This is a genomic window from Dethiobacter alkaliphilus AHT 1, assembly GCF_000174415.1.
GTDB lineage: Bacteria > Bacillota > Dethiobacteria > Dethiobacterales > Dethiobacteraceae > Dethiobacter > Dethiobacter alkaliphilus.
Genome location: NZ_ACJM01000003.1, coordinates 72,674 through 85,012, shown reverse-complemented (window position 1 = coordinate 85,012; position 12,339 = coordinate 72,674). Strand labels below are relative to the sequence as shown.

The window sequence follows — 12,339 nt, the reverse complement described above, 5'->3', positions numbered from 1 at the left end:
ATGAAAAAATTACTGCTTGTTTTAATCATGGTTTTCCTCCTGCTGCCCACTTTTGCGGCGGCACAGACGCCCGATGAGCTGGCCCGGCAGCAGGCGGAGGAAATTGATCTCACCCAAATTGAAGAGTTCTGGAACGAAGTGCAGCGTGAGTCCGGCGATTACCTGCCCGACTTTGAGTTTCGCGATGTCCTAAACTGGTTTCGCCCCGGACAGGCCGAGGGTTTGTCTGTATCCGAGGTGTTTCAGGGCCTGTGGCGCTTTATGTGGCGGGAGATCTATATTAACCTGAACCTGTTGGGCAAGCTTTTGTTTTTGGCGGTGGTGGCTTCGTTGCTAAAGAACCTGGAGAAGGCCTTTGCCAACGACAGTATTGCTTCGCTGACCCAGGCCATTGTTTACCTGGCGCTGATTGTTATCGCCATGCAGAGTTTTACTGTGGCGGTGAACCTGGGGCGGCAGACGGTGGACAACATGGTGGAGATTATACTGTCGGTGATTCCGCTGCTTTTGGTACTTTTGGCTTCCCTGGGTAACTTTGCTTCGGCGGCTATTTTCCGTCCACTTATTATTTTTGCGGTGAACTTTTTTGCCACCATCATCCGTGATCTGGCGTTTCCCATGATTTATCTCACCACCATTTTGTCCATCGTTAATCATTTTTCGCCGCGGGTAACGGTGAGCAAACTGGCTGATTTGTTTAGGAACGTGTCGGTGTGGGTCATGGGCATGACCATGACTATCTTTACAGGGCTTTTGGCGGTGCATGGTGTGGCTTCTTCGGTGGGCGATGCGGTAACCATCCGCACCGCCAAGTTTATGACCGGAGCGTTTCTGCCGGTGGTGGGCGGGATGCTCACCGATGCGGTGGAGACGGTGGCCAGCGCCACGCTGATTTTAAAGAATACTGTCCATTTGGCCGGTGTGCTGTTGTTGTTTTATGTGGTGGTTTTTCCGCTGTTAAAAATTTTGGCGCTGGTGTTTATTTACAAGCTGGCGGCAGCGCTGATTCAACCTCTGGGGGAGACCAATTTAAGTGATTCCCTAAACACCATGGGCAATTGTCTGGCGTTGATTTTTGCGGCGGTGGCCATTGTCAGTGTAATTTTTTATCTGAGTATTACCATCATTGCCGGCGCCGGCAATACGTCATTTATGTTGAGGTGAGAAAATGCTTGCCATGTTGTCGGATATGGTCCGCAATATTGTGGTGCTGATAATTCTTGTAACTATCCTGGAGCTGATGCTGCCGAAAAATCGCTTTCGTCCCTTTCTCAACATGGTGGTGGGCCTGGTTTTGATGCTGATGCTTTTGACACCTATTCGCTCCGCAATCCAGATGCCCGGAGCGCTGGATCCGGTCTGGGAGATGCGCCTGGCCATCACCGAAGAGGAAGTGGAAGCGCGACAGGCAATGCTGGAGCAGTTAAACTGGGATTTGGCGCTGGAGCAGTATCAGGATATGGTGCAGGGGAAAATTTTGGCCGTTTTGGAGGATGAAGGGTATGCGGTGCTGGAGCTGGATATGGAGGTGGAGGAAGATGCGGGGCATATTGAGTTTGGTTATCCGCAAAAGTTAGAAATTCTGGCGCAGGAAAAGAAAGTGCCCGATGAGGGCTTTGGACGGGTGGAGGAAATTAAGATTGAGTTGGGCCGTGACACGTGGGAGGTGCCCCGGGATTCACAGCGCAGCCAGTGGTTGGAGCGGATTGTGGCCACAGCTTTGGAGATTGAATTGGAAAAAGTCTCGGTCTATGTGCTAAACGCCGATTAGGCGCATATATATTCTGAAAAGAGGGCTTGTCTGGGAGGGGATCCGATGGGAGAAAACTTTTGGCAGCGTTTTGCCAAGCTGGGCAAAGGGGAAGGGCCGGGAAAAGGCCAGCGTTCCACCTGGTTTATCCTGATGCTGGCGGTTATTGGGATTGTCTTTATGTTTATCAGTGCTAACCCGGAGCAGGACAGAAGCCCCCGGCCGGCGCAGGAAAGCAACGCGGAAGTGGTGGCGCTGCCGCGCAGCCAGGGTGATTATCGCCAGCAGCTGGAAAAAGATCTGGAAAGCAGGCTGGAGCGGATGCAGGGCGTGGATGAAGTTTCGGTCATGGTCACCCTGGAAAGCGGCCCTGTTTCCGAGTATGCACAAAACAAGGAAACTACAGAGCGGACCACCACCGAGGAAGACGGGGCCGGGGGACAGCGTGATGTTTCAGAGACCACCACCCGCAACCAGGCGGTGATGGCCAGAGACGGCAGCGGCGATGAGGCTGTTGTTACCCGGAAGCTGGAGCCGCAAATCAGAGGTGTGATGGTTGTTGCCCGGGGGGCGGAAAACCCCATGGTAAAAGAGCAAATAACTTTGGCTGTGGAAGCGGCGTTAAATATTTCTGCACACCGCATCCATGTGGTGCCGATGAAGTAGAGGGGGAAAAACCGATGAGTTCAAGCAGGAAGCTGATTACAGTGGCAATTTTGGTGGTAATGGTGGTGGCTGTTTGGTGGCTGGCAGATATGCAGGATGTGGACCGGTTTGATATCAGTTCACCGGCGGAAGAGGATCCCATAGTGCCCAGCGTGGTAACGGATCCGGAGCCGGATTTGGAGAACTGGAACATTGAAGATTTTAAAGCTTTCTTTGTGGAGTACCGACTGCAGCGCGACCGGGTGCGGGGCAAAGAGCAGGAAATGTTAAACCAGATGATTGATAACCCCAACGTGTCTGAGGAAGCTAAGAAGCAGGCTGAGGAACAGATGTTAAAGTTAATCGACATGATGGAAAAGGAGCTTTTGGTGGAGAATATGCTAAAAGCTCACGGGTTTAAGGATGCCATTTTCTTTTACCGGGATGACATGGTTAATGTGGTGATTCAGGCGGAGAACCTAAGTGAAGAAGAGTTTCTGCAAATTGCCGAGATGGTAAGCAGTGCTACGGGAGTGGGAATTGAGCGAATTTCGGTAACGGAGCATACGGACCGCTAGCAGGAATACCGAATTATGCATGGAATTGTATTCACAAGAAGTATTTGGTATAATAACAACGTTACAGCAGTGCTGTAGGAGGTGACTGTTTTGACCGTATCAGAAGAATACATCCCAACAGAGCTTGGAAACATTAAGATTGCCGATGATGTAGTGGCTATTATTGCCGGCCTGGCCGCCACCGAGGTGGAAGGCGTGGTAGGCATGAGCGGCGGTATCGCCGGTGGAATCGCCGATATTTTGGGTAAGCGTAATTTATCCAAAGGTGTTAAGGTTGAAGTAGGGGATCAGCAGGCATCCATTGATCTGTACATAATTGTTAAGTTTGGGGCGCGAATTCCCGATGTGGCCTGGAGTATTCAGGAGAAGGTGAAGCAGGCCATTGAGAGCATGACCGGCCTGGAAGCGGTATCGGTCAATGTTCATGTCCAGGGCGTAAACTTCGAAGTCGCCAGGGACGAAGTGGAAGAAGAGGATTCCCGGGTTCGTTAAAAAAGAGCCCCTGTTAACGCAGGGGCTTCTTAGCTTACTGTGGTAAACGCAGAATGTGAGCAAAAAGGAGTTGGAATATCCGATGAGTGCTCGTGAAAGACTATACCTGGTCGTGTTGGCGCTGGTGGTGGGTGCCGCCAGCATCTCGCTGGGAGCCATTGCTACGGCTTATTTGTCCCTGAATGCATTGCGGACAAGCCTGGAGTTGGTCCATGGCAACCTGGCGTACGTGGCTCTGGCGGTTTTTGGCCTGATTTTGGCGGTGGCCATTTTGGTCATGAGCATGCGTCGCGGTGAATGTGTGGAAACCATCCTGCAGCAGGGCCCGCTGGGCGAGGTGCGCATTTGTTTTAAGGCGCTGGAAAACCTGGTGCTAAAAGCTGCCCGGGAGATTAAGGGCGTACGGGAAACAAAAACTCGGCTGGTGTACAACGAAAACGGTTTAATTGTGTTTTTACGTGCCGTTACTTATCCTGACCAGAATATTCCCCAGGTGACCGCGGAGCTGCAGGCGGCAGTAAAGGAATATGTGGAAGAAACCACCGGCACCAATGTGGCGGAAATCAGGGTGATGATTGAAAATGTGGTTACCGATGCGGTAAAACCGGCCCGCTAAATTGCAAAGAAGAGGTGTGGACATGAACTCAAAAGTTCTTCGTCAGTTTCTGTCCGACCACTGGGGCAAAGTGGTGGGCGGGCTGATTGGCCTGATTATCGGTTTATCTATTATCCTGTTTGGGTTTTGGCGCAGCGTATTGCTTTTTACCTGTATAGCTTTGGGTATTTATCTGGGCAGAATGTTTGACCGTCACGAGGGATTGCAAAACTTTCTGCAGCGGGTTTGGCCCGACAGCGACTGATTAGGAGGGTATATATTACCATGAGCCGGCGTCTGGCAAGGGAAATCGCTTTTAAAACATTATTTCAATATGATATCGGCAAAAATGAAGTGGAGCCCACCATCTCCCAGCTCATTGAGGAAAACGGGTTGGAAGGTGCCGGTGTGGAATTTTCCCGGCAGTTGGTGCTGGGCACCCTTAAAAACCTGGAGGCTATTGACAAGGCTCTTGCCGGTTACCTGCAGAAGTGGGAGTTGGGCCGGCTGGCGGCGGTGGACCGTAATGTGCTGCGGCTGGCAGCCTTTGAGATTCTCTACCGGGAAGACATTCCCGCTGCTGTGACCATCAATGAGGCGCTGGAGCTGAGTAAAGCCTTTCACAGTGAAGAGGCGGCCAAGTTTTTAAACGGTGTGCTGGACAAGTTAGCCCGCCATCATGAGGGCAAAGAGGTGGAATAAATGTTTTTGGGAATTGATACATCGTGTTATACCACGTCCCTGGCGGTTATGGATACCCAGGGACGTTTGCTTTGTGAAAAGAGAACGCTCCTTACCGTGCCAAAGGGGGAGCGGGGGCTGCGGCAGTCCGACGGCGTTTTTCAGCATCTGCAAAATCTTCCCCGGCTGGCAGAAGAGGTGGCCGGGGAAGTGGGGCCCCTTAAACTGCAGGCGGTGGCCGCTTCTGTTTGCCCGCGGCCGGTGGAAGGCTCTTATATGCCGGTATTTACCGTGGGAACGTCCTTTGGCCGCTCGCTGGCCGCTGCCTTTGGCGTTCCTTTTTTGTCCCTGTCGCATCAGGAAGGCCACATTCTGGCCGGTATGTGGTCGGCGGGAGTGGACTGGCCGGAATTTTATGCGTTGCAGGTTTCCGGCGGGACAACGGAGCTGCTCTTTGTCAGGCAAAACAACGGCCTGAAGGTGGCTGAGCTGGGCGGCTCCGCCGATTTGCATGCCGGACAGTTTATCGACCGGGTGGGGGTGGCTCTGGGCCTTTCCTTTCCCGCCGGTCCCGCCGTGGAAAAACTGGGAAATGATGCTCTTGAGGTGCTGCCGGTTCCGGTCTCGGTGCAGGGGAGCAATTTGTCTTTTTCCGGCCCGGAAAGCCACGTGCAGCGCGTTATTGCAAGCGGGGAGTATGCACCGGCGGCGGTGGCCAGAGGTGTGGAAAAATGCGTGGCAGAGTCCCTGTGGCGGGTTCTGAGAACGGTTAGAAAGGAACACGGCGCAAAGCCGGTGTTGTTTGTGGGTGGGGTCATGGCTAATCAGTTTATCCGTGGTTTTCTGGCGGAAAAACTGGGGGATGAAGCGGCTTTTGCCCAGATTCGATTTGCCGGCGATAATGCAGCGGGGGCGGCAGTATTTGCGCAAAAATTCACAAATTAGAAAGTTTCTCAAAATTTGAACTAATTAAAAAAGGAAAAAGGAAATTGCGCTATTTTGGCGAATAACCCTTAGAAGTATGAAAACGTCTAGTTAAAAGTAAGGGAGGAAGCGCGATTGTATAAGCTGGTTACTAAGGAAGTGCTGTCCGATGTCTCAAAGAAATTTGAGGTAGAGGCGCCACTGGTTGCCAAAAAGGCTCAGCCTGGGCAATTTATCATTCTGCGGGTGGACGAACAGGGTGAAAGAGTCCCTCTGACCATTGCAGATTCCGATCCTGAGCGGGGAACAATTACAATTATCTTCCAGGAAGTGGGTTTAACCACCAAATGCCTGGGGCAGAAAGAAGCAGGGGACTACATTGCCGATTTTGTCGGCCCTCTGGGCAAGCCCATGGAATTTCCTGAAGAACCCGGCCGCGTAATTGCCGTAGGTGGCGGTGTGGGGATTGCACCGGTTTATCCTAAGGTAAAAGGCTTTCATAAAGCAGGCATGGATGTTACATCCATTATCGGCGCCCGTTGTAAGGATTTGTTGATTCTTGAAGATGAAATGCGTGCGGTCAGCAAAGAACTGCATGTCTGCACCGACGATGGCAGCTATGGCCATCATGGCTTCGTTTCCGACATTCTTCAGAAGTATCTTGACGACGGCGAGCCCATCGCTGAAATTATTGCCGTAGGCCCGCTACCCATGATGCGTGCCATTGTGAACCAGACCCGGCCCTACGGTGTGAAAACCGTGGTTAGCTTAAACCCGGTTATGGTGGACGGCACCGGTATGTGCGGCGCCTGCCGTGTTACCGTAGGTGAGGAAACCAAGTTCACCTGTGTGGACGGCCCGGTTTTTGACGGCCACCAGGTAGACTTTGATGAGCTTGTGGCCCGGTCCAGAATGTACCTTGACCAAGAGAAAAAGGCCTTGGAAAACTGTCGTTGCGGAGGTGCTAAGTAATGGCGCATGATATTAAGAAAAAGCATCCGATGGAAGAGCAAAATCCTCAGGAACGCGTTAAAAACTTTGACGAAGTGCCTTTTGGCTATGATATCGATACCGCCGTTGCCGAGGCGGAGCGCTGCCTGGACTGTAAAAAGGCGCCCTGCCGTCAGGGTTGCCCTGTTGAGGTGAATATTCCCGCTTTTATTATGAGTATTAAAGACCGGAAGTTCGAAGAAAGTATTGCGGCCATGAAAGCAGACAACAGCCTGCCCGCTATCTGCGGCCGTGTTTGCCCGCAGGAAAGTCAGTGCGAATCTTTCTGTGTCCGCGCCAAAAAAGGCGAACCGGTGGGCATTGGTCGCCTGGAGCGTTTTATTGCCGACTGGCAGCTAAAAGAAGGCGTGGAAGATCCGAAGTTGCCTGAACCAACCGGTAAAAAGGTTGCCGTGGTAGGGGCTGGTCCCGCCGGACTGACCTGTGCCGGAGACCTGGCCAAGCTGGGACATGACGTTACCATGTATGAAGCTTTCCATACCCCCGGTGGTGTGCTGGTATACGGTATTCCCGAATTCCGTCTGCCCAAGGAAATTGTGGCCAAGGAAGTTGATTATATCCAGCGTCTTGGTGTAAAACTGGAAACCAATATGGTTATCGGTAAGACCATCACCGTAGACGAGCTGTTTGAAGAGCATGGTTTTGATGCAGTGTTTATCGGCACCGGTGCCGGCCTGCCCACCTTCCTGGGCATTCCCGGTGAAAACCTGCTGGGCGTATATTCCGCCAACGAATTTTTGACCCGCACCAACCTGATGAAGGCTTACCGCTTCCCTGAGTTTGACACTCCCATCCATGTGGGTAAAAACGTGGCGGTAGTAGGTGCCGGTAACGTGGCCATGGACTCCGCCCGGACCGCTTTGCGTTTGGGTGCGGAAAACGTTTATATCGTTTACCGTCGTTCCGATAAGGAGATGCCGGCCAGACTGGAAGAAATCCATCACGCCGAAGAAGAAGGCGTACAGTTTAGACTGCTCACCAACCCCATTGGTATTAACGGGGATGACAAAGGCTGGGTAAAAGGGATGGAATGCATGCAGATGCGTCTGTGCGAACCGGATGAGTCCGGCCGCTGCCGCCCCGAGCCCATTGAAGATTCCAATTTCGTTTTGGATGTGGATACCGTGGTAGTTGCGGTGGGACAGACTCCCAACCCGCTGGTACCGCAGACCACCACCGGCTTAAAAACCGGCCGCAAAGGCACCATCGATGCCGACGAGTTTGGTAAAACTTCCCGTGAAGGCGTTTGGGCCGGCGGTGACATCGTTACCGGTGCCGCCACCGTTATTAACGCCATGGGTGCCGGTAAAATGGCTGCCAAAAACATCGACGAGTATCTGAAATCCAAGTAAACCTTTTATTGGCAGGCCGTTAAAAGAATTTTTTTTAACGGCCTGCAATAACATTTCCCGGTAAGGGAAAATTATCTCTTGTAGCAGGAATTTCCACACTTGTGGTTAAATTAAGTAAGATAAATTATTTTTTTGAGAAGGGGAGGATTTTGTATGACTGCAAAACTGATTAGTGGCCCTGAAGTGGCCGCCGCCATTCGGGAGCAAATTTCCACCGAGTTGGCTTCCCTCAAGGAAAAAACCGGCAAGGTACCGGGCCTGGCAGTAATTTTAGTGGGTGAAGACCCCGCATCCCAGGCATATGTGGGCAACAAGGAAAAAACAGCCGGTAAGTTGGGTTTCCATTCTGTGGTTGACCGTGTTTCTGCGGATATTACCCAGGAAGAACTGCTGAAGAAGATTGATGACTTAAACAAAGACGAAGACATTCACGGCATTTTGGTTCAGCTGCCACTGCCTGACCATATCGAAGAAAAAGCTGTTATTGATGCTATTGCTGTGGAAAAAGACGTTGACGGTTTCCATCCCATTAACGTTGGTAACCTGATGATTGGTGATGATTGCTACATACCCTGCACACCTCACGGTTGCATGAAAATGCTGGAGCACATCGGCTATGACTTAAAAGGTAAAAATGCAGTAGTTGTAGGCCGTTCCAATATCGTTGGCAAGCCCGTTGCCCTGTTAATGCTGCAGCAGCACGCCACCGTAACCATCTGCCATTCCCGCACCGCTGATTTGGGCGCCGTATGCCGCGAAGCGGACGTACTGGTTGTGGCCGTAGGCCGCCCCAATATGATTACCGGTGACATGGTTAAGCCCGGTGCCGTGGTAATTGACGTAGGTATCAACCGCGTTGACGGCAAACTGGTGGGTGACGTAGAGTTTGACAGTGCCAAGGAAGTGGCTTCCTACATTACTCCGGTTCCCGGCGGTGTAGGCCCCATGACCATTACCATGCTGATGCTCAACACTCTGGAAGCATTTAAGCGTAAGAATAACCTTTAATTACAGGGGGGATCTCCATGTCAGCCCGGATTATCGACGGTTCCGCCGTCGCAGGCGAATTGCAACAGCAAATTAAACAAGACGTGGCCAAGTTAAAGTCGGAGAACAAACAGCTTCCGGGCCTGGCCATTGTCGTTGTCAGCAGCCCCAAAGCGCGTAAAAACATTGCCGAGCTGAAAAAGCGGATGTGCGAGAAAGTGGGTATTCACTGTGAAATCCACAAACTTAACCCGCTCTCCGGCCAGGATGATGTAATTGCGCTGATTGAGAAACTAAACAAAGATCCCAAGATTACCGGGATTAATATTCATCCCGTGCCCGACCACATCGATTATCGCGCTGTGGTGCAGGCACTGGATCCCGCCAAAGATGTGGAAGGTGTCCATCCCATGAACCAGGGCAATTTCCTCATTGGCGACAAAAAATTCATTCCCTTTACGCCCAGAGCCATTATGCGGCTGTTGGAGTCCACAGGGGAAGACCTGAAGGGTAAGCGTGCCGTTATTGTGGGCCGCAGCCAGCACGTAGGCCTGCCCGTTGGCTTTTTGCTGCTGGAAAAGCATGCCACCGTAACATATGCCCATTCCCGTTCCTGGTACTTGGAAGACGTAACCCGTCTGGCAGACATTCTGATTGTGGCGGCCGGCCATCCGGAAATGATAACCGGTTCCATGATTAAGCCCGGCGCCATCGTCATCGATGTGGGTACCAATATTGTGGGCGGACAACTGGTGGGTGACGTGGAACACCACACCGCTCAGCGGGTTGCCGGCTGGATTACTCCGGTCCCCGGCGGCGTAGGGCCCATGACCGTGGCCATGCTGCTGATGAACCTGGTGGAGTGTTGCGAGTAAATGCGCAGACAATCCGATGGTCCGGTGACCGTCGCCCAACTAACTCAATATATTAAAAACCTATTTGCCGCTGATTCGCAGCTTAACTCGCTGCGGGTCAGCGGTGAAATTTCTAATTTCAAACATCACAGTTCGGGCCATATGTATTTTACCTTAAAGGACGCCAAGGCATCGTTGCGCTGTGTGATGTTTCGCAGCTATAACGCCCGTCTTACATTTAAGCCGACGCAGGGCATGAACGTGGTGGTAAGCGGCCGCATTTCTGTCTATGAACGGGACGGACAGTATCAGATGTATGTGGAAAACATGCTGCCGGAAGGAGTGGGAAGCCTTTTTGCCGCCTTTGAAGCGTTGAAGAAACGGTTGGCGGCCGAAGGGCTCTTTGCGCCGGAAAAAAAGAAACAACTGCCTAAACTGCCCACACGGATTGGCGTGGTCACCTCTCCCACCGGGGCAGCAATCCGCGATATTTTAACCACACTGAAGCGTCGTTTTCCGCAGGCGGAAGTGCTGGTGATGCCGGTTTTGGTGCAGGGGCCCGATGCTCCGGAGCAAATTGCCGAAGCCATAGAGTTTTTAAACAACATCGATGATGTGGACGTGATGATTATCGGCCGGGGTGGCGGCGCCATTGAAGAGCTGTGGGCTTTTAACGAGGAAGTGGTGGCCCGGGCCGTTTATGCTTCAGATATTCCCGTAGTTTCGGCGGTGGGGCACGAAACCGATTTTACCATTGCCGACTTTGTGGCGGATGTGCGGGCGGCCACGCCCACCGCGGCGGCGGAAATTGTGGTTCCGGACCAGCGGGAGATTATGCAGTATCTCGACAGTGCCAAACAGCGCATGGCGGCCAAACTGGCGGCTAAGCTGGAACACGACCGGCGCTATTTAGAGCGGCTGGCCTCCTCCAGGGTGCTGACCCGCCCCCTGGAGCGGCTGGAGCAGTACAGTCAGGTGCTGGACAATCTGTCGGCCCGTCTGGAGACCCGTATGCAGTACCTTTTGCAGGGCTGCCAGTCCCGGGTAAGTGTGCTGGAGGGTAAGCTCACCGCCCTTAGCCCGGAGGCAGTTTTGGCCCGCGGTTTTGCCATCTGCCTGGATGAAAAGGGCAATGTGGTGCGGGATGCGGCGCTGTTAAACCGTGATGATCTGTTAAAATTACGCCTGCAGCGGGGTACTGTGACGGCCAGGGTGGAAGAAACGGATACGGAGGAAGTTAAATGAGCAAGGAAACACTGACTTTTGAAGAAGCACTGCAGCGGCTGGAAGAGGTTTTGGCCAAACTGGAGCGCAGTGATTGCCCGCTGGAAGAGGCGCTGGGCCTTTTTGAGGAAGGTATGCGCCTGGTGCAAAAATGCCGGGGAAAGCTGGCGGATGTGGAAGGCAAGGTCTCCGTGCTGCTGAAAGATTCGCAGGAATTTGCGCCATTTAGCGGTGAGGAGGAACAAGCGTGAGTTGGGACATAAACCAGGCCATAAAAGATGTGGATGAAGCGCTGGAGAGGCTGATTCCCGCCGAAGATACGTTCCCGCAGGAAATACACCGGGCCGTGCGCTACAGTGTTTTTGCCGGCGGTAAGCGGCTGCGGCCTCTTTTGACGCTGGCAGCGGCGGAAATTTTCGGTGTGCCGCGTCTCCATGCGCTGCCTGCGGCCTGCGCCATAGAAATGGTGCATACCTATTCTCTGATTCATGACGACCTGCCTGCCTTAGATGACGATGATTACCGGCGCGGCAGGCTTTCCAACCATAAGGTTTTTGGCGATGCCATGGCCATTTTGGCGGGAGATTCCCTGTTGACACTGGCTTTTGAAACGCTGGCGGCGGAAGCCACAGCTTATTTTGCTCCCGCCACCGTGGTGCGTTTAACGGAGGCGCTGGGCAAAGCGGCGGGCATGTCGGGGATGATTGGCGGCCAGGTGGTGGATTTGCTTTCTGAGGGCAAGCAGGTTAACGCCGCCACGCTGGATTATATTCACCGGCATAAAACCGGTGCTTTGTTTACCTGCTGCATTAAAAGCGGCGCCATTATGGGCGGCGCATCCCTGGAGGAAATGCAGCGATTAACGGTTTTTGCGCAAAATATCGGCCTTGCTTTTCAGATTGTGGATGATATTTTGGATATTACCGGTGATGAAGCGGCGCTGGGCAAAAAAACCGGTGCGGACCAGAACAGGCAAAAGGCTACATATCCGGCGCTGTACGGCTTAAAGCAGGCTGAAGAGAAGGCCAGGGATCTGTTGAGTGCCGCAGAAAAAGAGATGGAGTATTTCGGCGATGCGGGCAAGAGCCTGTTGTTTTTGGCAAAAAAGCTGGTGGAACGGGAAAAATAATAAAGATGTGTGCGCCTGCGCCAGAAGCAGGCCGGCACAGAGCCGCTAGCCGTGAAGATGGTAAATGAACGCCAACGCTCAAAACAGGCTTTAAAGCAAATTAGGCGCCCGGGGCCG

Annotated in this window: 16 protein-coding genes; all 16 read left to right on the top strand. The window is 52.7% G+C overall.

The window, feature by feature from the left end; all coding sequences use genetic code 11:
- Positions 1-1,164 (top strand): stage III sporulation protein AE, encoded by a 1,164-nt coding sequence (gene spoIIIAE / locus DEALDRAFT_RS03685; RefSeq protein WP_008514996.1) that lies wholly within the window; start codon positions 1-3, stop codon positions 1,162-1,164.
- 4 nt (positions 1,165-1,168) lie between these two features.
- Positions 1,169-1,771, top strand: a complete 603-nt coding sequence (locus DEALDRAFT_RS03680) for a stage III sporulation protein AF (RefSeq protein ID WP_008514994.1) — start codon at positions 1,169-1,171, stop codon at positions 1,769-1,771.
- Between the two features lie 45 nt (positions 1,772-1,816).
- Positions 1,817-2,416 (top strand): stage III sporulation protein AG, encoded by a 600-nt coding sequence (gene spoIIIAG, locus DEALDRAFT_RS03675; RefSeq protein ID WP_008514992.1) that lies wholly within the window; start codon positions 1,817-1,819, stop codon positions 2,414-2,416.
- A gap of 14 nt (positions 2,417-2,430) precedes the next feature.
- Entirely contained in the window at positions 2,431-2,973 is a 543-nt protein-coding gene (locus DEALDRAFT_RS03670; RefSeq protein ID WP_008514990.1) for a SpoIIIAH-like family protein, read from the top strand.
- Between the two features lie 90 nt (positions 2,974-3,063).
- Positions 3,064-3,465 carry an Asp23/Gls24 family envelope stress response protein gene (locus DEALDRAFT_RS03665; protein WP_008514988.1) on the top strand — a complete coding sequence of 134 codons (402 nt, stop codon included), beginning with the start codon at positions 3,064-3,066 and terminating at the stop codon, positions 3,463-3,465.
- 82 nt (positions 3,466-3,547) lie between these two features.
- A complete protein-coding gene (amaP, locus tag DEALDRAFT_RS03660) occupies positions 3,548-4,081 on the top strand; it encodes an alkaline shock response membrane anchor protein AmaP (RefSeq protein ID WP_008514986.1) in 534 nt (177 codons plus the stop codon).
- A gap of 22 nt (positions 4,082-4,103) precedes the next feature.
- Entirely contained in the window at positions 4,104-4,325 is a 222-nt protein-coding gene (locus tag DEALDRAFT_RS03655; RefSeq protein ID WP_008514984.1) for a DUF2273 domain-containing protein, read from the top strand.
- A gap of 20 nt (positions 4,326-4,345) precedes the next feature.
- A complete protein-coding gene (gene nusB / locus DEALDRAFT_RS03650; protein WP_008514981.1) occupies positions 4,346-4,762 on the top strand; it encodes a transcription antitermination factor NusB in 417 nt (138 codons plus the stop codon).
- A complete protein-coding gene (locus DEALDRAFT_RS03645; protein WP_008514979.1) occupies positions 4,763-5,686 on the top strand; it encodes a tRNA (adenosine(37)-N6)-threonylcarbamoyltransferase complex transferase subunit TsaD in 924 nt (307 codons plus the stop codon).
- 114 nt (positions 5,687-5,800) lie between these two features.
- On the top strand, positions 5,801-6,637 hold the full coding sequence (locus DEALDRAFT_RS03640) for a sulfide/dihydroorotate dehydrogenase-like FAD/NAD-binding protein (protein ID WP_008514978.1): 837 nt from the start codon (positions 5,801-5,803) through the stop codon (positions 6,635-6,637).
- Complete coding sequence (gene gltA, locus DEALDRAFT_RS03635) at positions 6,637-8,028, top strand: NADPH-dependent glutamate synthase (protein WP_008514974.1); 1,392 nt, start codon at positions 6,637-6,639, stop codon at positions 8,026-8,028. Before DEALDRAFT_RS03640 ends, gltA begins: the two co-directional genes overlap by 1 nt.
- 153 nt (positions 8,029-8,181) lie before the next feature.
- Positions 8,182-9,036 carry a bifunctional methylenetetrahydrofolate dehydrogenase/methenyltetrahydrofolate cyclohydrolase FolD gene (gene folD / locus DEALDRAFT_RS03630; protein ID WP_008514972.1) on the top strand — a complete coding sequence of 285 codons (855 nt, stop codon included), beginning with the start codon at positions 8,182-8,184 and terminating at the stop codon, positions 9,034-9,036.
- Between the two features lie 17 nt (positions 9,037-9,053).
- Positions 9,054-9,890: a bifunctional 5,10-methylenetetrahydrofolate dehydrogenase/5,10-methenyltetrahydrofolate cyclohydrolase gene (locus DEALDRAFT_RS03625; protein ID WP_008514971.1), complete on the top strand. Its 837-nt coding sequence runs from the start codon at positions 9,054-9,056 to the stop codon at positions 9,888-9,890.
- Positions 9,891-11,114, top strand: coding sequence for an exodeoxyribonuclease VII large subunit (gene xseA, locus DEALDRAFT_RS03620; protein WP_008514970.1), 1,224 nt, complete (start codon positions 9,891-9,893; stop codon positions 11,112-11,114).
- Positions 11,111-11,344: an exodeoxyribonuclease VII small subunit gene (xseB, locus tag DEALDRAFT_RS03615; RefSeq protein WP_008514969.1), complete on the top strand. Its 234-nt coding sequence runs from the start codon at positions 11,111-11,113 to the stop codon at positions 11,342-11,344. The genes xseA and xseB overlap by 4 nt, the downstream gene beginning before the upstream one ends.
- Entirely contained in the window at positions 11,341-12,222 is an 882-nt protein-coding gene (locus DEALDRAFT_RS03610) for a polyprenyl synthetase family protein (RefSeq protein WP_008514968.1), read from the top strand. The genes xseB and DEALDRAFT_RS03610 overlap by 4 nt, the downstream gene beginning before the upstream one ends.
- Positions 12,223-12,339: the final 117 nt, after the last annotated feature.

Excerpts from the sequence above, each read along its gene's own strand:
- folD (WP_008514972.1), top strand. The coding sequence starts at position 8,182 with ATGACTGCAAAACTGATTAGTGGCCCTGAAGTGGCCGCCGCCATTCGG.
- xseB (WP_008514969.1), top strand. The coding sequence starts at position 11,111 with ATGAGCAAGGAAACACTGACTTTTGAAGAAGCACTGCAGCGGCTGGAA.
- DEALDRAFT_RS03670 (WP_008514990.1), top strand. The coding sequence starts at position 2,431 with ATGAGTTCAAGCAGGAAGCTGATTACAGTGGCAATTTTGGTGGTAATG.
- DEALDRAFT_RS03655 (WP_008514984.1), top strand. The coding sequence starts at position 4,104 with ATGAACTCAAAAGTTCTTCGTCAGTTTCTGTCCGACCACTGGGGCAAA.
- xseA (WP_008514970.1), top strand. The coding sequence starts at position 9,891 with ATGCGCAGACAATCCGATGGTCCGGTGACCGTCGCCCAACTAACTCAA.
- gltA (WP_008514974.1), top strand. The coding sequence starts at position 6,637 with ATGGCGCATGATATTAAGAAAAAGCATCCGATGGAAGAGCAAAATCCT.
- DEALDRAFT_RS03645 (WP_008514979.1), top strand. The coding sequence starts at position 4,763 with ATGTTTTTGGGAATTGATACATCGTGTTATACCACGTCCCTGGCGGTT.
- DEALDRAFT_RS03680 (WP_008514994.1), top strand. The coding sequence starts at position 1,169 with ATGCTTGCCATGTTGTCGGATATGGTCCGCAATATTGTGGTGCTGATA.
- spoIIIAG (WP_008514992.1), top strand. The coding sequence starts at position 1,817 with ATGGGAGAAAACTTTTGGCAGCGTTTTGCCAAGCTGGGCAAAGGGGAA.
- DEALDRAFT_RS03625 (WP_008514971.1), top strand. The coding sequence starts at position 9,054 with ATGTCAGCCCGGATTATCGACGGTTCCGCCGTCGCAGGCGAATTGCAA.
- nusB (WP_008514981.1), top strand. The coding sequence starts at position 4,346 with ATGAGCCGGCGTCTGGCAAGGGAAATCGCTTTTAAAACATTATTTCAA.
- amaP (WP_008514986.1), top strand. The coding sequence starts at position 3,548 with ATGAGTGCTCGTGAAAGACTATACCTGGTCGTGTTGGCGCTGGTGGTG.
- spoIIIAE (WP_008514996.1), top strand. The coding sequence starts at position 1 with ATGAAAAAATTACTGCTTGTTTTAATCATGGTTTTCCTCCTGCTGCCC.